19 protein-coding genes are annotated in these 17,987 nt (G+C 71.2%); 7 read left to right on the forward strand and 12 right to left on the reverse strand.

The genetic code is table 11. The features are described 5' to 3' along the window. Positions 1 to 297 precede the first annotated feature (297 nt). From Ato02nite_RS51525 to ssd, 8 genes are all read right to left on the reverse strand, one after another. Positions 298 to 663 carry an Rv3654c family TadE-like protein gene (locus Ato02nite_RS51525; protein WP_246606526.1) on the reverse strand — a complete coding sequence of 122 codons (366 nt, stop codon included), beginning with the start codon at positions 661 to 663 and terminating at the stop codon, positions 298 to 300. Next, on the reverse strand, positions 660 to 1,028 hold the full coding sequence (locus Ato02nite_RS51530; RefSeq protein ID WP_438873032.1) for a TadE family type IV pilus minor pilin: 369 nt from the start codon (positions 1,026 to 1,028) through the stop codon (positions 660 to 662). Before Ato02nite_RS51530 ends, Ato02nite_RS51525 begins: the two co-directional genes overlap by 4 nt. Continuing rightward, the gene (locus Ato02nite_RS11125; RefSeq protein WP_213006386.1) at positions 1,028 to 1,183 is read right to left on the reverse strand and encodes a DUF4244 domain-containing protein; all 156 of its coding nucleotides are present in this window, start codon (positions 1,181 to 1,183) and stop codon (positions 1,028 to 1,030) included. The genes Ato02nite_RS51530 and Ato02nite_RS11125 overlap by 1 nt, the downstream gene beginning before the upstream one ends. 166 nt (positions 1,184 to 1,349) lie before the next feature. Further along, positions 1,350 to 2,021 (reverse strand): type II secretion system F family protein, encoded by a 672-nt coding sequence (locus Ato02nite_RS11130; protein ID WP_213006387.1) that lies wholly within the window; start codon positions 2,019 to 2,021, stop codon positions 1,350 to 1,352. A gap of 41 nt (positions 2,022 to 2,062) precedes the next feature. Then, the gene (locus tag Ato02nite_RS11135; protein WP_213006372.1) at positions 2,063 to 2,461 is read right to left on the reverse strand and encodes a hypothetical protein; all 399 of its coding nucleotides are present in this window, start codon (positions 2,459 to 2,461) and stop codon (positions 2,063 to 2,065) included. Next, a complete protein-coding gene (locus Ato02nite_RS11140; protein ID WP_246606545.1) occupies positions 2,458 to 3,120 on the reverse strand; it encodes a hypothetical protein in 663 nt (220 codons plus the stop codon). Before Ato02nite_RS11140 ends, Ato02nite_RS11135 begins: the two co-directional genes overlap by 4 nt. Beyond that, entirely contained in the window at positions 3,117 to 4,301 is a 1,185-nt protein-coding gene (locus Ato02nite_RS11145) for a TadA family conjugal transfer-associated ATPase (protein ID WP_213006373.1), read from the reverse strand. Before Ato02nite_RS11145 ends, Ato02nite_RS11140 begins: the two co-directional genes overlap by 4 nt. Beyond that, positions 4,298 to 5,365, reverse strand: a complete 1,068-nt coding sequence (ssd, locus tag Ato02nite_RS11150) for a septum site-determining protein Ssd (protein WP_246606547.1) — start codon at positions 5,363 to 5,365, stop codon at positions 4,298 to 4,300. The genes Ato02nite_RS11145 and ssd overlap by 4 nt, the downstream gene beginning before the upstream one ends. Positions 5,366 to 5,582: 217 nt before the next feature. On the opposite strand from ssd, the gene Ato02nite_RS11155 reads away from it, so the two are divergent. Together Ato02nite_RS11155 and Ato02nite_RS11160 are read left to right on the forward strand one after the other, a co-directional pair. After that, on the forward strand, positions 5,583 to 5,939 hold the full coding sequence (locus tag Ato02nite_RS11155) for an STAS domain-containing protein (RefSeq protein ID WP_213006374.1): 357 nt from the start codon (positions 5,583 to 5,585) through the stop codon (positions 5,937 to 5,939). Positions 5,940 to 6,249: 310 nt separating this feature from the next. Continuing rightward, positions 6,250 to 7,047, forward strand: a complete 798-nt coding sequence (locus Ato02nite_RS11160) for an HAD family hydrolase (RefSeq protein WP_213006375.1) — start codon at positions 6,250 to 6,252, stop codon at positions 7,045 to 7,047. 324 nt (positions 7,048 to 7,371) lie between these two features. On the opposite strand, the gene Ato02nite_RS11165 is transcribed toward Ato02nite_RS11160, so the two are convergent. Both Ato02nite_RS11165 and Ato02nite_RS11170 read right to left on the reverse strand, forming a co-directional pair. Next, a complete protein-coding gene (locus Ato02nite_RS11165) occupies positions 7,372 to 7,848 on the reverse strand; it encodes a PH domain-containing protein (RefSeq protein ID WP_213006376.1) in 477 nt (158 codons plus the stop codon). Between the two features lie 60 nt (positions 7,849 to 7,908). Continuing rightward, positions 7,909 to 8,640, reverse strand: a complete 732-nt coding sequence (locus tag Ato02nite_RS11170; protein WP_246606556.1) for a Fic family protein — start codon at positions 8,638 to 8,640, stop codon at positions 7,909 to 7,911. 216 nt (positions 8,641 to 8,856) lie between these two features. Between Ato02nite_RS11170 and acs the strand changes: the two genes are divergently transcribed. The 5 genes from acs (at position 8,857) to Ato02nite_RS11195 (ending at position 15,544) form a co-directional block, all read left to right on the forward strand. Next, a complete protein-coding gene (gene acs, locus Ato02nite_RS11175; RefSeq protein WP_213006378.1) occupies positions 8,857 to 10,836 on the forward strand; it encodes an acetate--CoA ligase in 1,980 nt (659 codons plus the stop codon). 269 nt (positions 10,837 to 11,105) lie between these two features. Then, complete coding sequence (locus tag Ato02nite_RS11180; protein WP_213006390.1) at positions 11,106 to 13,430, forward strand: immune inhibitor A domain-containing protein; 2,325 nt, start codon at positions 11,106 to 11,108, stop codon at positions 13,428 to 13,430. A gap of 113 nt (positions 13,431 to 13,543) precedes the next feature. Beyond that, a complete protein-coding gene (locus Ato02nite_RS11185) occupies positions 13,544 to 13,999 on the forward strand; it encodes a hypothetical protein (RefSeq protein WP_213006379.1) in 456 nt (151 codons plus the stop codon). A gap of 95 nt (positions 14,000 to 14,094) precedes the next feature. Beyond that, complete coding sequence (locus tag Ato02nite_RS11190; protein ID WP_213006380.1) at positions 14,095 to 14,583, forward strand: hypothetical protein; 489 nt, start codon at positions 14,095 to 14,097, stop codon at positions 14,581 to 14,583. Between the two features lie 46 nt (positions 14,584 to 14,629). Continuing rightward, the gene (locus Ato02nite_RS11195; protein ID WP_213006381.1) at positions 14,630 to 15,544 is read left to right on the forward strand and encodes an alpha/beta fold hydrolase; all 915 of its coding nucleotides are present in this window, start codon (positions 14,630 to 14,632) and stop codon (positions 15,542 to 15,544) included. 794 nt (positions 15,545 to 16,338) lie between these two features. On the opposite strand, the gene Ato02nite_RS11200 is transcribed toward Ato02nite_RS11195, so the two are convergent. Both Ato02nite_RS11200 and Ato02nite_RS11205 read right to left on the reverse strand, forming a co-directional pair. Continuing rightward, positions 16,339 to 16,704: a UCP033725 family protein gene (locus tag Ato02nite_RS11200; RefSeq protein WP_213006382.1), complete on the reverse strand. Its 366-nt coding sequence runs from the start codon at positions 16,702 to 16,704 to the stop codon at positions 16,339 to 16,341. Next, positions 16,701 to 17,987, reverse strand: a 1,287-nt coding sequence (locus Ato02nite_RS11205; protein ID WP_213006383.1) for an SseB family protein, incomplete at its 5' end; no start/stop codon positions are given. The genes Ato02nite_RS11200 and Ato02nite_RS11205, both read right to left, overlap by 4 nt.

The following is a 17,987-nucleotide window of genomic DNA, read 5'->3' on the forward strand; positions in this document are numbered from 1 at the left end:
CCGCCGCCCGCAACCCGCCGCCCGGAACCCGGCGCCCCGCAACCCGGCGCCCGGAACCCGGCGCCCGGAACCCGCAACCCGGAACCCGGAACCCGGAACCCGGCGCCCGGAACCCGGAACCCCGGAACCCGGCGCCCGCAACCCGCAACCCGGAACCCGGCGCCCGCAACCCGCAACCCGGAACCCCGGAACCCGGCGCCCGCAACCCGCAACCCGCAACCCGGAACCCCGGAACCCGGAACGCGGCGCCCGCAACCCGGCGCGCGGCACCACGATTTGGGCGGCCGGCGGCGGCCGTCACTCCACCGGCACGTAGATCGGGCCGGCCCGGGACTCCGCCGTCGCGTGTCTGGTCATGCCCGGGACCGGGTGCACCTCGACCTCGGCTCGCACCGTGACCTCGAGGCCCTCGACCACGCACAGCGTCATCTCGCCGCCGTTGGCGGACACGAAGTGGCCCGCCCGATCGCAGACCGCCGGCCGTCCGAAGATCGCCTCCGGCGCCCCGGCCAGCGCGCCCAGATCGGCGGCACTACGCGCCTGGTGCCGGCCGACCCGGGCCGTGCCGACCGAGGCACCGGCCAGCCCCGCCGCCACCAGGGTCAACCCGATCGCCAGCACGAACACCGTGGCCGCACCCCGATCCCGATCCGCCCGCCTCACGACACCCCTCCGTCGACCAGCGCCGGCTCCCGGGCCGCCACCGCCCGTCCGGTCACCGTGATCACCGGAAGGTGGGCGCCGAGCAGACTCACCCGTGCCCGCACCACGGCCGTGACCGTCTCCTCCCCCTCGTCGACCTCCACATCGGCCCCGGCCGGAGCCACCCGGCCCGCTGCCACGGCCGCCGGCTCGCCCCGGGAACCGGCGAGCGCGCCCTCCCGCGCCGCGTCGACGCACTGACCCTTCGCGGTCACCGCCACCACCGCGGTGAGCCCGGCCAGGAGCAGCAGGATGAGCGCCGGCAGCCCGGCCGCGAACTCCGCGGTGAACGATCCCCGGTCCCGGCCGGGCCGCCGGCGCCCGATCACCTCAGGGCCCGGTCGATGATGTCGGTGAGCGCCGCCTGCACGTTGTCGCCGCCGACGACCTTGAGCAGAACCCCGGCGAACGCCACCGCCGCGAGGGTGCCGACGGCGTATTCCGCGGTACTCATCCCGGCGTCGGCGGCCTCGCTCCGCATCCGGGCGAAGTTCGCGATCAGTCTGTGCACGTAGTTTCCTTTCGGTTGGGTATTGCCAGTGGCCACTGTCCGACGGCCACTGCCGGAAGCCGCGACCTGCCACCACCGGCGACGAGTCACGGAGTCGAACCGCGGCGAACCGCGAACAGCCCCGGCCAGGGGCATGTCAGAGCACGTCGGCCAGCACCGAGATCAGGATCGGGACCAGACCGGCCAGCAGGAACGCGGGCAGGAAGCACAGCCCCAGCGGCAGGACGATGAGGACGCCGGCGCGCTGAGCCGCCGCCTCGGCGGCCACCGCCCGGTCGGCACGGAGGTCGTCGGCGAGCCGCCCGAGAGCCCCCGCCAGCGCGCCGCCGCTGGCGCTGGACCGCACGGTCGCCGCGATCAGCCGCTCGGCCCCGGTGACCCCGGCGAGGTGCGCCCACGCCTCGGCCGGTTCGGCGCCGAGCCGCAGTGACCGGGCGGTCCGCTCCAACCGCGAGCCGAGCGGTCCGCCGAGCGCCTCGGCCACCGCACCGGCCGCCCGATCGAGCGGCGCCCCGGCCCGCAACGCCGCCGCCAGCAGGTCCGCACCGAGCGGCAGGTCGGCCGTCGCGGCGAGCCGCTCCTTCCGCAGGTGCGGCGGCTCCCGCCGGCGCAGCAGCCGCTCGGCCACCACCGCGGCGACGGCGCCGGCCACGAGCCCCCACCCGGTCCCGACCAGCCCGGCCACGCCGAGCCCGATCCCGGCGGCGCTGACCAGCCGGGCCCGGCGCCCGGCCGCGACCGGCGGATCGCCGGACATCCGCAGCCCGCGTAGCCGCCGTCGAGCCCGCCCCGGCCACGCGACCGGCATCAGCAAAACCGCCGCCGCCACCGCCACCGCAATCGACGCGATCACGGCACCGCTCCGGCCTCGACAGCGGTCTCCCCATCGGCTTCGACCAGCGAATCGACGTCCACCGCCACCGAGCCAGGGTCAGGCCACCGGGCACCACCACCCGCCGCCGCGGCGGCCTCGACCGGCCCGGCTCCGCCGCCACCCGTGCCGGCCAGCACGCTGGCAACCGCCACGGCGGCAGCCGCCACGCTGGCAGCCGCCACGCTGGCAGCCGCCACGCTGGCAACCGGATCGTTCGCGGCATCGGCGACCTGGCCGGCTGCTGAGCAGGTCGCCGCCGAGTCGGGTGCGTTGCGTGGCCCGACCAGCGCGACCAGGCAGCACGGCCGAAGCGCGACTCGGACCGGACCACCGGCACTCACCAGCGCCGCGAGCGAACACCCCACCCCGCTCATCGGGCCAGCCTCTCGGCCCAGAGCAGGCCGCCGCACTGCAGGGTGATCGCGCCGATCGCGCAGGCCGCCCCGATCGGCGTGTGCAGCAGGACCGCCACCGGATCCGCCCCGATCGCCCGGCCCAGCCCGATCCCGCCGAGCGGAAGTCCGGCCAGCAGGAGCGCGGTGGCCTGCGCGCCGGCCGCCTGCGCCGACGCCTTGGCGGCGGCCCGGTCGGCGGCCCGCGCGTCGGCCTCGATCCGCTCGACCAGATCGGCGGCTGGCGCGCCGGTTCGTTCGGCCAGCCGCCACACCGATGAGGTGAGCCGGGCGATCCGGTCCGACGACAGCGGCGCGGCGATCTGAGCGACCGGCGGTAGCCCGGCCCGCAGGTCGGCCGCCAGCGCGGACAGCCCGTCCAGCGCCGCGGCACGCGAAGCACCGTCCCGGCGCCGGGCCGACCGCCGGAGCAACGCCCGCCCGGCCAGCGCCGAATAGGCCGCGCCGATCACCGCGGCCACCGGCCCGCCCCCGAGAAGGCCCAGACCGGTGACCGCGCCCACCGCCACCACGACCGTCCGGCGAGGACGGGCGAACAGTCCGGCCGGCAGGCACCAGCGGCGCCGGCGCAGCCGTTCCCGCGCGTCCCCGGCCGGCCAGCCGACCAGTGCCCCGTTCACGCGCCCACCCCCACCGGCGGTTCGAGCACGGCCGGGACGGCGACGCCCCGGGTCAGAAGCATCCGGGCCAGCGCCGTCGCTCCCGGTCCCGCTCCCCGCCCGTTCCGCCAGGCCGGCACCACGGTGGCCAGCCGTTGCTCCCCGCTCGGCAGCAGGACGCTGACCGAGTCGAGCACCCGGCCACGGGCGACGCGCCGCACCTGGAGCACGACCTGAAGGGCCGCCACCGCCTGGGCGTGCAGGGCCGCCCGCGGCAGCCCGCCCAGCAGACCCAGGGCCTCGAGCCGGGCCGGCACATCGCCGGGGGCGTTGGCGTGCAGGGTCCCGGCTCCGCCCTCGTGGCCCGTGTTCAACGCGCCCAGCAGGTCGGCGATCTCGGCGCCCCGGCACTCGCCGATGACCAGGCGGTCCGGTCGCATCCGCAGGGCCTGGCGCACCAGGTCGGTGAGCCCGACGGCGCCGGCACCCTCCACGTTGGCGGTGCGCGCCTGCAGGGCGACCACGTGCGGGTGCACGGGCCGCAGCTCCGCCGCGTCCTCGACGAGGACGATCCGTTCGGTCGGCGGCACCAGGCCGAGCAGCGTGGCCAGCAACGTCGTCTTGCCGCTGCCGGTGCCGCCGGTGACCAGGTAGGCCAGCCGGGCCGCCACGACCGCGGCCAGCACCGGCGCGACGGTCGGCGGCACCGTGCCGTGATCGACCAGGTCGGCGAGGCTGAACGGTCGTTGCCGGAACGTGCGCAACGACAGGTACGGCCCGTCGGTGGCGATCGGCGGCAGCACCGCGTGCAGGCGGGTGCCGTCGGGCAGGCGGGCGTCCGCGTACGGCTGCCCGTCGTCGAGCCGCCGCCCGCACGCCGCCGCGAGCCGCTGGGCCAGCCGGCGCACCTCGGCGTGGTCGCGGAAGGTCACCGAGCTCAGCTCCAGCCCGGCGCCCCGATCGACCCAGACCGCGAGCCCGTTCACCAGAACGTCCGTCACGTCGGGCGAGGTCAGCAGCGGGGCGAGCGGTCCCGCACCGACCAGCTCGTCGTGCACCCGGTCGGCGACCCGCAGCACGGTGGTCTCGCCGAGACTGGTGTCCCGCCGCACCGCCCGGGCCACCGCCGCGGGCGTCGCCTCCACCCCGTCCACCGCGAACCGGTGCCGAACGGTGCTGGTCAGCTCTCCGTAGGAACTCATGCCGCAACCCGCCGCTCACTGAGCAGGTCGCGAACCAGCCGCCGGCACAGCTCGGCCAGCGGCCCTTTGCCGGTGGATGCCGGCGGTGCGCCGCGCTCCACCGCCTGGCACATCGCCGGTTCCGGACGCAGCGACCCGGCCAGCGGCAACCTCAGCGCCGCCGCGATGTCGCGGGCCTTGAGCTTGCCCGGCGCCGGTCCGCGCACCACCACGGACAGCTCGTCGCGGTGGAAGCGGATGGTCCGGGCGATCCGGGCCGCGCCGGCGGTCGCCCGCAGCTCGGCCGGCACGATCAGCACGGCCCGGTCGGCGGACTGCAGCGCCAGGATCGCCGCCTCGTCCAGCTGCCGGGGCAGGTCCGTGATGATCACGTCGCGGCCGCGGCGGCCGGCGTCGAGGGTGGCGGCCATGGCGTCGCCGGGCACGACCGGCGACTCGTCCCGGGCGAAGGACAGCAGCACCAGGTCGCCCCGATGCGGGAGGGCGCGCAGCAGGGTCGGCGGGTCGACCCGGCCACCCGCCCCGGCGAGGGCCGACCAGCGCAGGCCGTCGATCCGTTCCCAGCCGAGCAGCAGGTCGAGCCCGCCGCCGAGCGGGTCGGCGTCGACCAGCAGGGTGCGGTGGCCGGACGAGACCGAGGTGACGGCGAGCCCACCGGCGAGGATGCTGGCGCCCGCACCGCCGCTGCCGCCGATGACGGCGAGGATCCGGCCCAGCGGCCGGCCGGGACCGTCGGCGAAGCGGTCGACGAGCCACGACTCGCCGTCCGGCAACAGGCACATCTCGACCGGGCGCAACTCGGCGATCGCCTCGGCAGCGCCGGGTGGCCAGGCCCGGCGGCCGACCACCAGGACCCGGGGCCGGCGCGGTAATCGGGCGCGCAGGCAGGCGCCGACCTGGTCGGCGCCGATGACGACGAGCGGTGCGGAGGCGTAGTCGGAGCGGGCCGCGATCGGGTCGCCGGCCACCACGACCTCGGTGCCACCGGCGGCGGCGAGCCGGAGCAGATCGTCGAGCAGTTCGGGGTCGGCGGTCACGACGAGGGGCAGGCGCGGTACGGACATCGTGGCTCTCCAACGCGGCATCGGGCGGATGAGGCGCCTACCTTCGCGAAGCCGCGTCAGGCCGGGCAACGCCCGGTCCCCTCGCCTGTGGATAACCAGGTGCCCTGTGGATAACCCACGCCCGGCAATCCCATCTGCTAAGCAGCCCCACGGGAGAGGCGTGAGATGCGGCTGGGTTGGGTATGTTGGGCCCACCACGGGACCGATGGGGTTTTGCATGGAAAGCTCGATCCAACGCACGCTTGCCGACGACGGCTCAGCCACGGTGACGGTGCATGGCGAGATCGATTTCGCCAACTGTGACGATCTGGCCGCGCACATCCGTTACGCCGTCGAGCAGTGGTCTCCGCCGGTGATCCGGGTCGCCGTCAGCGACGCCACCTTCATCGACTCGACCGGCCTGGGCGCCTTGATCGAGGGCTACAAGGCCACCGTCGAGGCCGGGTCCGACTTCCTCGTCGTGGATCCCACCGACAACTTCCGCCGGGTTCTCGACGTTACCGGCCTGTCCGATCTGTTCGGGTTGAGTGACGCGCTCGAGCGGCCGGAAACCGCGCAGGCCACCGGCGCATAGGGAACGACCCCCGTCGGGGGAGACGGGGGTCGTCCGAGGATTCGGCTCCGGGGGGGTCGAGCCGAATCGGCTCGGTGATCGCGGGGGGCGCAATCACCGAGGGTTCAGGTGGTTGAGCGCGACGGTAACAACATGAATCCCGATCGCAACAGCACTAGCATGCCTCACGGAACCGTACCCGTCGAGTACCGATTGTCGCTCACTGCGTACGTGCTGCCCATCTGACCGATTTCACAGCCTGTCACCGGCGCTCGGCCGTAACGCGCCGGGGACCGCGGCGGTCGGCGACTTCCGGCTACACTTTCGGCCCGTGGGCCGTAGCGCCGCGTTTTTCGACCTCGACAAGACCGTCATCGCCAAGTCCAGCGCCTTGGCCTTCGGACGGCCGTTCTACCGTGACGGCCTCATCAGCCGCCGTGACGTCGTCAAATCCGCTTACGCACAGCTGATGTTCCGGCTGGGTGGCGGCGGCGACGAGCAGGCGATGGCCCGCACCCGCGATTACCTGGCCGCGCTGACCAAGGGCTGGCGGGTCGAGCAGGTTCAGCAGATCGTCGCGGAAACCCTGAACGAGCTGATCAACCCCTACGTGTACGCGGAGGCGGCCACCCTGATCAGCGAGCATCAGGCGGCCGGCCGAGACGTCGTGCTGGTGTCGGCGTCGGGTGACGAGATGGTCCGCCCGATCGGCGCGCTGCTCGGCATCACCGACATCATCGCCACCCGGATGAGCATCACCGACGGGCGATACAGCGGCGACATCGAGTTCTACGCGGCCGGCCCCAACAAGGTGGTCGGCGTCGAGGAGTTGGCCGCGACCCGCGGTTACGACCTGGCCGAGTGCTACGCGTACTCCGATTCGGCGAGCGACCTCCCGCTGCTCGAGGCGGTGGGCCATCCGAGCGCGGTCAACCCCGACCGTGCCCTGCGCCGGGCCGCGATCGAGAACGCCTGGCCGATCCTCGAGTTCCGCAACCCGATCCCGGTCGGCAAGCGCCTGCGCGACCGTCCCGCGGTGCCGGTGGCGGCCGCCCTGGGGGTCGGTGTGGGGGCCGCGATCGGCCTGGCCCTCTACGCCCGCCACCGCCGCGCCCGCGCCTTGGCCTGACGTTTTCAGGGGCAGTGAGCTGCGCGAATGGCTTTGGTCTGAGTAATCGGAAAAGCCAGTTTTGCCGGGCTGAAGGCCTGGCGATCAAGCCCCGACGGGCGTAGAAAGAAACGGCGAGACCTGATGCGAAGGCCAGTGAGACCTGGTCCGGAGAGCGGGAAACTCGTGCACGGCCACCGGGAACCCACGCGCGATCAGCCACGGCAGGCACGTTGCGACGGGACCTCAGCCGAGAGGTTTGTGGACCGTCGACAACGACTCAGGTGCACGCTTGATAACCCGGTCCGGACGCGCAAAGCCGGCGCCCCTAGCGGGACGCCGGCTCTATTTTGTGCCGGCGGCCAGGTGCCGACTGCGCAGTTCCTGATAGACGGCCCGGAAGAGGCTAGGGCGGGCGTGGAAGTCGACGCCCTTGGCCCACAGCTCGGTGTTGATCGTGGAGCCGTCGTGGCGATCGATCATGACGGTCATGCCGGACTCGATCTCGAACGGGCCCACCCGGTGGGTGGCGCGGTGCAGGCGGACGTGGGAGATGTCGTGCCAGCTGAGCGTGCGGGACCGCACGAGGCCGTGAATGCGCAGGCCGGCGGCGCCGACGTAAGCGCCCATCTGCAGGATGCGGTGCGCGCCGATCACCCAGGCGGCCGCCATCGCGCAGGCCACGACCTTGGCACCGTGCCCGGTCAGCTCGAACTGCCGGACGGTCGCCCAGGCCAGGAAGGCCAGCGCAATCGCCTCCCAGGCGATCACCAGCCAGCGGCCGGAGCCGGGAGTGTAAGGGCGGGTCCAGGTCTCGTCCACTTGAGCCAGTATTCCAGCGCCGAATGGTGACCGGACACACCTGACGGAAAGTTTGGCCGATCAGACGGACGCCAACACGCCGTCGCCGATGCGAACGATCTCCTCGGCCGCCTCGGTGACCGCGGCGGCGTAGTGCCGCAACCACGAACGGAGGCCGTCGGGGGTACCGGTGGCATAGGCGCCGGCCGAGCCGACGTACTCCGGCTCGCGCGAGCGGTGGCCGACCTCGACCGCGACCAGGCCACGTGGATCGAACCCGCGGTTGATCAAGGTGAGGCGGGCGGCCGCGCGGGCCACCACACCGGCCGGCCCGGCGAACGGCCGCAGCGTGATCAGTTCGGCGTGGACGATCGCGGCCAGCAGCAGCGGCGGCGTCTCGTCGTTGCCGGCGACCAGGCGGGACAGGGCGTCGACCCGCTCGGCGCCGCCGGTGAGCCGACCGAGGTCGTCGGCCGGGACCACCCCGCGGGCGGCCAGCACGTGCAGTTTCGCCAGCACCTGCCGGGGGGCTCGGGGCCACAGGTCGACCAGCCCGCCGAGGCCCTCGGCGACCCGCAGCGCGCCCTGGACCACCGGATCGGTGACCGTGCCACCGCGTACATCATCGAGGTCGTAGGGGTTGCCCTCCAGGGCCGCACTCGCCACCGCCGCCCGCAGGCTGGCCTCGGCGGCCACCTGGCCGCCGTGCCGGCGCAACGCCCGGTGCCGCATGGCGGCGTCCACCCGGTCACGCGCCCCGGCCAGGGCGGGCGCGACATCGGCAAGATCAAGCAAGGGTGCCAGTGGGTCCACCCGAACACCGTAGCCGGTAAAAGACCCGAAACATGGGGTGCGCAAACGGGCTCAGAACTGGCAAGATTCGCGCAGTACCAAGCAGCAAGTTGTCATCCAGCGCGCCCATCGCGCCATCGGGCGCGCTGCCGAGCGCAAGTCTCGCCGGGCCCCACCAGCGGAACTAGTGTGCAACGAAGAAGCCCCGGTCGAGCAGTGAAAAGAGGAGCCGCCCTCATGAGCCTGGAGAACCTTTACTCGGAGACGCGCACATTCCCGCCGCCGGAGCAACTTGCCGCGGACGCGAACATAAAGGCCGGAGAGTACGACGAGGCCGCCGCCGACCGCCTCGCCTACTGGGCGAAGCAGGCCGAGCGCCTCACCTGGGCCAAACCGTGGGACGAGGTCCTCGACTGGTCCAACCCGCCGTTCGCGAAGTGGTTCATCGGCGGCGAGCTCAACGTCGCCTACAACTGCGTCGACCGGCACGTCGAGGCCGGCCACGGCGACAAGGTCGCGATCCACTGGGAGGGCGAGCCCGGCGACACCCGCACGATCACCTACACCGATCTGCTGAAATCGGTCAGCCAGGCCGCCAACACCCTTACCGAGCTCGGGGTCGGCGCCGGCGACCGGGTGGCGATCTACCTGCCGATGATCCCGGAGGCCGCGGTCGCGATGCTGGCCTGCGCCCGGATCGGGGCCACGCACAGCGTCGTCTTCGGCGGTTTCTCGGTCGATGCGCTCTCCACCCGGATCCAGGACGCCGACGCGAAGCTGGTCATCACCGCCGACGGCGGTTACCGGCGGGGCAAGCCGTCGGCGCTCAAGCCAACCGTCGACGAGGCCGTCGCCCAGTGCCCCAGCATCGAGAACGTGCTGGTGGTGCGCCGCACCGGGCAGGAGGTCGCCTGGACGGACAAGGACAAGTGGTGGCACGAGACGGTCGAGCAGGCCAGCGGTGAGCACAAGGCGCAGCCGTTCGACAGCGAGCACCCGCTGTTCATCCTCTACACCTCCGGCACCACCGGTAAGCCGAAGGGCATCCTGCACACCACCGGCGGTTATCTGACCCAGACGTCGTACACGCACAACGCGGTCTTCGACCTGAAGCCGGAGAGCGACGTCTACTGGTGCACGGCCGACATCGGCTGGGTCACCGGCCACTCCTACATCGTCTACGGCCCGCTCTCCAACGGCGCCACCCAGGTGATGTACGAGGGCACGCCGGACACTCCGAGCCGCGACCGGTTCTGGCAGATCGTCGACAAGTACAAGGTGTCGATCCTCTACACCGCTCCCACCCTGATCCGCACGATGATGAAGTGGGGCGACGACATCCCGGCCGGCTTCGACCTGTCGTCGCTGCGCATCCTGGGCAGCGTCGGCGAGCCGATCAACCCGGAGGCCTGGATCTGGTACCGGAAGAACATCGGCCGGGACCGTACGCCGGTGGTCGACACCTGGTGGCAGACCGAGACCGGGGCCGTGATGATCTCGCCGCTGCCGGGCGTCACGGCGGCCAAGCCGGGTTCGGCCATGACCGCGCTGCCGGGCATCTCGGCCGACGTCGTCGACGACACCGCCGAGTCCGTACCCAATGGTGGTGGGGGTTTCCTGGTTCTTCGCGAGCCCTGGCCCTCGATGCTGCGCACCATCTGGGGTGACGACAAGCGGTTCATCGACACGTACTGGTCGCGGTTCGGCGCGGGCGCCGGCCAGGGTGACGAGTGGATCTACTTCGCCGGTGACGGTGCGAAGCGGGACGAGGACGGCTCGATCTGGCTGCTCGGCCGGGTCGACGACGTCATGCTGATCTCCGGCCACAACATCTCCACCACCGAGGTCGAGTCGGCCCTGGTGTCGCACCCGTCGGTGGCCGAGTCGGCGGTGGTGGGCGCGACCGACCCGACCACCGGCCAGGCGATCGTGGCGTTCGTGATCCCACGCGGCAATGTGGACACCGAGGGCGACGCGGGCGAGCAGCTCACCGTCGACCTGCGTAACCACGTCGCCAAGAAGCTCGGCCCGATCGCCAAGCCGCGCCAGATCATGCTGGTGGCCGAGCTGCCGAAGACCCGGTCCGGCAAGATCATGCGGCGTCTGCTGAAGGACGTGGCCGAGCATCGCTCGCTCGGCGATGTGACCACGCTGCAGGACTCCGCGGTGATGGATCTGATCTCGGCCGGGATGAAGACGACAAAGTCTGAGGACTAAGCCCATTCAGGACTGGAAGGCCGGTGACTCGCAAAGCGTCACCGGCCTTTTGCCTGTTTTGTCGATCTTGATGGTATGGCCATGCCATAACACATAACTGATCTCTATCAATTGGCCGCGACCTCTGGATACATCGTTGCGTTTGCATACGTTTACCTCTAGCCCCGAACCCCGGGGCCGTTTTTGTGCCGGACCGCACCCCCGCGTCCGGCGATATAACGGAGGTATGCGTGGTGCGCAAGGTAGTCGCAGGACTGCTCGGCGCCGCGATGGTCACCAGCGTCGGAGTTCTGCTCCCCGCGGTGGCCCAGGCGGCACCCCCCGCTGAACCGGTTCCGACATCGGTCGCACCGGGGAAGTCCAACGTCGACGATCTGCCCAGCAAGTCGGAAGAACGGCGCCGCGCCATGCGCGAGCAGGCCATCTCCGACGTTGTCAGTGGCAAGGCGAAGGTCGAGACGCGTAACGGCAGCAGAGTGGTCAACCTCGGCCGTACGTTCGGCGGCCCGGGCAAGCGCGGCAAGGACCAGTACGTCGAGCTGGACAACGAGCGCACCGACCGGATCTTCGTGATCCTGGCCGAGTTCGGCAACGAGCGGCACCCCAGTTACCCGGACGTCGACTCGGACCCGGACACGGCCGGCCCGACCACGTTCGAGGGCCCGCTGCACAACAAGATCCCGTCGCCGGACCGTGCGAAGGACAACTCGACGATCTGGCAGTCGGACTACAACGCCGACTACTACCGGAACCTGTACTTCGGCGTCGGCAAGGACACCGAGTCGGTCAAGACCTACTTCGAGTCGCAGTCCTCCGGCCGGTACAGCGTCGACGGTGAGGTCACCGACTGGGTCAAGGTCAAGTACAACGAGGCCCGCTACGGCCGTGACGTGTGCGGCGACCACGTCTGCACCAACGTCTGGAACCTCGTGCGGGACGCCTCCAACCAGTGGGTCGCCGACCAGCTGGCGGCGGGCAAGACCCAGGCTCAGGTGACCGCCGACCTCAAGTCGTTCGACCAGTACGACCGCAACGACTTCGACGGCGACGGCAACTTCAACGAGCCGGACGGCTACATCGACCACTTCCAGATCGTGCACGCCGGCGGCGACCAGGCCGACGGTGACCCGCAGCAGGGTGAGGACGCGATCTGGAGCCACCGGGCGTTCGCCTACTCGAACGGCGAGGGCACCACCGGCCCGGCGGGCAACCTGCTGGGCGGCACCGAGGTCGCGGGCACCGGCGTCTGGATCGGTGACTACACCATGCAGCCGGAGAACGGCGGCCTCAGCGTCTTCGTGCACGAGTACACGCACGACCTGGGCCTGCCGGACGACTACGACACCAGCGGCCTGGGTGACAACAACAACGAGTACTGGACGCTGATGGCGCAGAGCCGTCTCGGCGCGGCCGGTGACCTCGGCATCGGCACCCACCCCGGCGACCTGGGCGCGTGGAACAAGCTCCAGCTCGGCTGGCTGAACTACACCTCGCTCAAGGCCGGCCAGAAGAAGATCGTCAACCTCGGCCCGGAGGAGTTCAACTCCAAGAAGCCGCAGGCTGTGGTCGTCACTCTGCCGGACAAGCCCGTCACGACCGACCTGGGCGCACCGTTCGCGGGCAGCAAGCAGTTCTACTCCGGTAACAAGGACAAGAGCACCACGACGATGACCCGCGACATCGACCTGACCGGTAAGACCACGGCCAGTCTCACGCTCAAGGGTCGTTACAACATCGAAGAGAACTACGACTACCTCTACTTCGAGGCGACGGCCGACGGCGGCACCACCTGGACGCCGCTGAACGGCACCGTCAACGGCACCGCGCTGACGACCGACGGCACCAACCCGGCGCTGACCGGCGACTCCAAGGGCGCCTGGGTGGACATCGCGATCCCGCTGGACGCCTACGCGGGCCAGAAGATCTCGTTCCGCCTGCGTTACCGCACCGACCCGGCCGTCGCCAAGGGCGGTTTCTTCGGCGACGACCTGACCGTCACGGCCGACGGCGCGGTGCTCTCGGCCGACGGCGCGGAGGGTGCCACCACGTGGACGCTCGCCGGCTTCACGATCGTCGGCCCGAGCGTGACCAACTACTACCCGGGTTACTACATCGCCGGTAACCGCACCTACACCTCGTACGACAAGTATCTGAAGACCGGCCCGTACAACTTCGGCTGGACCACGGCCAAGCCGGACTGGGTGGAGCACTACAACTACCAGACCGGTCTGGTCATCTCGTACTGGGACACCTCGGAGTCCGACAACAACACCAACGAGCACCCGGGCACGGGCCGCAACCTCTACATCGACGCGCACCCGAAGCCGTTCAACAACGTCAACGGTGTTCCGTTCCGGTCCCGCATCCAGGTCTACGACGCTCCGTTCGGCCTGTACCCGACCGACGGCATGCTGCTGCACGTCGACGGCAAGCCCTCGGTGGTCTGGCCGCAGCTCCCCAGCCCGGTCTTCAACGACAAGGGCAAGTACTACTACGACACGCTGCCGAACCAGGGCGTCAAGCTGCCCGCCGTCGGCGTGAAGATCGGTGTCCTCAACCAGAGCGGCACCTCGATGACGGTCGCGGTTTCCTGATTCCGCAACCACTCAGCGACAGCGCCCGGGGAGTTCGCTCCCCGGGCGCTGCCCTTTTCGCGGAACCGCCGGCGGGATCGACGCGTCTCATCGGAACGCTTCGGGAGGTACTGATGAACGGCAGACTGGTTCTGGCGACCGCGATCACGCTCTTCGTAGCCGGGTGCAGTGCTCCGGCCGTACAACCGGAAAGCGCGCCGTCCTCTCCCCCGCCCGCGACCGAAGCGGTGGCGGCAAAGCCGACGAAGTCGGCTGAGCCCGCGAAGCCGGCCGAGCCGGCGAAGCGGACGAGCATTCCGGTCGACCCGCCGGCGAGCGATCCACCGGCCGGTGCGACCGACGTGATCAAAAAGACGGCGTGGGTGGTGGGCACGGTGACAAAGGACAGTTCCGGTCCGTGCTACAACCTGGAAACCGATGAGGGTACGCAGTACGCACTGCACTCGACCGCCGGCACCAAGCTGGTCAAGGGCACCCGAATGCGGATCAAAACCGCGCCGACCAAGCTGCGCATCGACTGCGGCCCCGGCCGGCTCCTGGAAATGGTCTCCGCCGAGCCCCTGCGCTGACGTGAATCCGGCTAACCTTTACCGCCGCAGCACGTTCACGGGGGTAGATGTCATTGCGCAGGTCAGTCTCGATCGCAGCCGTCTCGCTGTCACTGTTGGCCGGCTGTTCCCACGATAAGCCGGAAAAATCCGACATCGCCGCCGGGCCGATCGCCCAGCCCGGCGTCAGCGAGAGTGCCGCCGGCCCGCTCAGCTTCCCGGCCGGCGCGACGCCGACAACCGCGACGGCACCGGCCACAGCGGCGGCGACGCCGACCCTCGGCGCAACCGCCGGGGCGACCGCCGCGCCGGCCACCACCCGGCCCCGGGTCACCGCCGACCCGTCCCGCCCGACGGCGCTCCCCAGACCCAACGTCGGCTCGCTGCAGAACGCCTGGATCACCGCCACGGTCACCCGCGGCGGCACCGGCCCCTGCTACACCCTCACCAGCACCGACGGCGCGACCTACGCGGTCTACTCCACCCAGGGGATCAAGCTCGCCAACGGCGACAAGGTGCGCGCCCGGATCACCCCCGGAACCACCCCGGTCAACTGCGGAACGGGTCAGCCCGCACGGCTGGAACGCCTCCAACTCGCCGGGTGATTCGACGCGACGGGTCCGACTCGACCCGACCGCCTAGTCTTGGTGCATGATTGACGAGTCGTGTGTCCTGGTGGAGGGTCCCTGGACGCACCGTTTCGTCGGAGCGAACGGCAGCCGATTCCACGTCGTCGAGGCCGGCACCGGCCCGCTGGTGCTGTTCCTGCACGGTTTCCCCGAGTTCTGGTGGGCGTGGCACGACGTCATGACCAGGGTGGCCGACGCCGGCTTCCGGGCGGTCGCCATCGACCTGCGCGGCTACGGCGCCAGCGACAAGCCACCCCGCGGCTACGACGGCTACACCATGGCCGCCGACGTGACCGGCCTGATCCGCGCCCTGGGCGAACGCTCCGCGATGATCGTCGGGGCCGGCGCCGGCGGCATGATCGGCTGGGCGGCCGCCGCGTTCCACCCCAAGCTCGTCAACCGCCTGGTGGTGCTGGGCGCCGCCCACCCCCTGCGACTGCGTGCCGCCCTGTTCGCCGACCCGCGCGGCCAGTTCGCCGCGTCGTCGGCGATCCTGCGCTTCCAGGTCCCCCGCTACGAACATGTGCTCACCCGCGACAACGCGGCGCTGGTCGGCGAGCTCATGACGCAGTGGACCGGTCCTCAGTGGAGGCAGACCGCCGAATTCACCGACTACGTAGACCGATGCCGGGAAGCCATGCAGATCCCGCAGGCGGCGTTCTGCGCCCTCGAGGCCTACCGCTGGGTCGCCCGCAGCGCCCTGCGCCTGCAGGGATACCGCTTCGTCAAACTGATGCAGCACCCACTGATCACCCCGACGCTGCAACTGCACGGCGCCCTCGACACGGCCACCCTCCCCCGCACCGCGCAGGGCTCAGGCCGCTACGTGATCGCCCCCTACGAATGGCGGCTGATCCCCGACGCCGGCCATTTCCTCCACCAGGAGGCCCCCGACGTGGTCACCGGCGAAATCCTCCGCTGGCTCAAAACCTCATAAATCCGGATGTCGCAGCTCAACACCTTTCGAGGTCAGGGTCGCGAGAATCAAACCCTTTTCCGGTACGGGCAACACCGTCAACAACCGCAACCACACCCGACCGCCGCCACCCCGCGACCAGCCTGCAACACCGGCACGTGCCGCGCCTCTCGCGCAACCACACGCGGCCGCGCCTTGCCTCGCTCACCCTTACGCGCCGCTCGGCCCGGAGGGGGTTCGGTGGGTATCCGGCCCGCGGTGACGCGGTCGATGCCGTGCCGCGGCGCCCGGCATCGCAGATCTTGTGGAGTTGCTGCTCTGTCCGCACGGCAACTCCACAAGGTCGCGCCTGGTCGAGCTGTCGGCGTCGGACATAGGGGGTATGTCATGTTCGTCCGACCGCTGGGTAGCCCAGGGTGTAGAAACGCTGCTAATCAGGCGGGACCCTGCCCGGGTCGCGGGACAACTACCCGGTATCCGAGAGCGGCGACCACCCTGCGGGAGGTCGATGGCCGTCGCCCGGGACTGCTTGCCCTGGCGGGCGGGTTGCGGGCTTGGGCCGGCCCGCCCGCAGCGGGCGCGCGGAGGGTGAGTTGCACCTGCGGGACCGCGTGCCACGGGAGTGAGCCGGCGCGTACGGAAAAGGTCTTCCGCGGGAAAGCGTCCCGCCCTCCGTTTCCAGGAAGCCGGGGCTGGGGTCCCGTTCCTTCTGGAATTGGCGGGGACTCGAAAAGATCTCTAGCTGCAGATAACTGACCGTTGCTCCCGCCGAGGCCCAGCTTCGCCGGCCCTGGCCCTTCATTCTGCGTGAGTGGTTAAATCCGCTGCTCGTGGACGTCGGAGACCTCGTGAGCCGGGGCCCAGGTCTGGTAGACGCCGAAGTCGAACTCTTCCAGATTGAGCTGGCGGGCCACCGGGGCGCGGCCACCGGTGTACTCCACCCGCAGCCAGTTGTCGGCCTCGCCCAGCACCAGGAACGGCGCGCCACGCCACGTGCACGTGGTGCGCACGTAGACCAACTCGTCGTAGTCCTCGGGGGTCAGCACCCGCACGTAACGGCCGGGCTTGATCTCCTCGAAGCCGTCGGCCGGCTGGGTGGTGTAGATGCGCACGTTGTCACCGTCGGGGACCGCGTCGAACTCGCGGCCCTGCCAGGTCACCACGTAACCGTCGCGAATCACTGCTCACCCACCCGGCGCCACTGCGGACCGTCGTTGTCGAAGATCGCGATCATGTGCTCGGTGCCGTCCGCGTCGACCCGCCACAGCTGGGCGCCGTGCGGCAGCCGGACACTGTCCACCTTGAACTCGGCGATCACGTCACGGCCCTCACCGGGCGCGAAACCGTTGCCCCGGAACGGCGGCCGCTCGATCACCCAGCCGTCCATGGCCTTCAGCGCCTGCTCGTTCTGCCCGCCGTACGGAATGCGGTACAGGCTCGGGCGGTAGGCCGGCCAGCGCAGAACGTACGCCTCCTTGGCCTCCACCGAATGCGGCGAGCCCTGGTAGGTCAGTCCGAGCGCCCCGAACAGCTCACTCGGGGTGCGCAGATGCTCCACCTCGGTGGCCCGGTGCACGAACCCGGCCACCCGGTCGTAACCGCGCTCCAGGTAGTAGTCGACCTGCTCGGGCGGCAGCGTCTTCTGCATGACGGTCGCGTGCTGGGCGTCGTCGTTGACCGGCGGCGGCGCCGGGATCGGCTCGATCGGCTCGTCGTGCTCACCCGAGTCGGCGCCCAGCCCGGCCTCGGTGGCCCAGCTGGCCAGCGCGATGACCTGCGGACCCGGGTACCGCGCGCCGACCGGGGTGCGCGGGTTGACCGCGAACGACCAGGACGGGTCGGGCCAGTTGCGGATCAGCTCGTAGAACCGGACGCTCACCGTGCGGGTCGGCTCGGCGAAATGCTCGGCCAGCCGGTCCTTGCTGGTGAAGACGACCAGGAACTGCTCGCCGTCGATCTCCTCGGTGCGGAACGCGAACCCCGACTCACCCGGCGCGCTGCCCGGCCGCGAGTGGTTCGCGACCGGCACCAGCACCGTGGCGAGCAGCAGCGTGGAGAGGAAGTGGTCGGTGCCACCGGCCTCGGCCGCCTCGTAGAGGTCACGCTCGACCTCGTTGGCCGGCACGAACGGCTCGGTCGCGGGCACCTGCGACGGCATGGCGCCGGACATGGTCGGACGGGCCACCGGCGCGGCCGGCGAAGCACCACGAACCTCGAGCGGCGGCTGACCGGGACCGAAGCGGGCCGGCCGGTCGCTGCCCGGCGAACCCGGGATGACCGGCGGGATCAGGCCCGCACGGCCCCCCGGCGCGTCGGCCTGCACGTCGGCCGTGGCGGCCCGCTCGGCAGGCGTCTTGAACGCCGGGAACGACGTCATCGGGGTCGGCTCGCCACCCGAGGCGGCCTGGCGGCGCGGCAGCGGACTACCGAAGCCGGGCGCCGGCTGGTCAGGCAGACCGGTGCG

This window comes from Paractinoplanes toevensis (assembly GCF_018332695.1).
In the GTDB taxonomy this organism is placed as follows: domain Bacteria; phylum Actinomycetota; class Actinomycetes; order Mycobacteriales; family Micromonosporaceae; genus Actinoplanes; species Actinoplanes toevensis.

Coding starts and splice junctions, on each gene's coding strand:
- Ato02nite_RS11180 (WP_213006390.1), top strand. CDS start 11,106: ATGGTCACCAGCGTCGGAGTTCTGCTCCCCGCGGTGGCCCAGGCGGCA.
- Ato02nite_RS11130 (WP_213006387.1), bottom strand. CDS start 2,021: ATGCCGGTCGCGTGGCCGGGGCGGGCTCGACGGCGGCTACGCGGGCTG.
- ssd (WP_246606547.1), bottom strand. CDS start 5,365: ATGTCCGTACCGCGCCTGCCCCTCGTCGTGACCGCCGACCCCGAACTG.
- Ato02nite_RS11145 (WP_213006373.1), bottom strand. CDS start 4,301: ATGAGTTCCTACGGAGAGCTGACCAGCACCGTTCGGCACCGGTTCGCG.
- acs (WP_213006378.1), top strand. CDS start 8,857: ATGAGCCTGGAGAACCTTTACTCGGAGACGCGCACATTCCCGCCGCCG.
- Ato02nite_RS11195 (WP_213006381.1), top strand. CDS start 14,630: ATGATTGACGAGTCGTGTGTCCTGGTGGAGGGTCCCTGGACGCACCGT.
- Ato02nite_RS11155 (WP_213006374.1), top strand. CDS start 5,583: ATGGAAAGCTCGATCCAACGCACGCTTGCCGACGACGGCTCAGCCACG.
- Ato02nite_RS11185 (WP_213006379.1), top strand. CDS start 13,544: ATGAACGGCAGACTGGTTCTGGCGACCGCGATCACGCTCTTCGTAGCC.
- Ato02nite_RS11135 (WP_213006372.1), bottom strand. CDS start 2,461: ATGAGCGGGGTGGGGTGTTCGCTCGCGGCGCTGGTGAGTGCCGGTGGT.
- Ato02nite_RS11125 (WP_213006386.1), bottom strand. CDS start 1,183: ATGCGGAGCGAGGCCGCCGACGCCGGGATGAGTACCGCGGAATACGCC.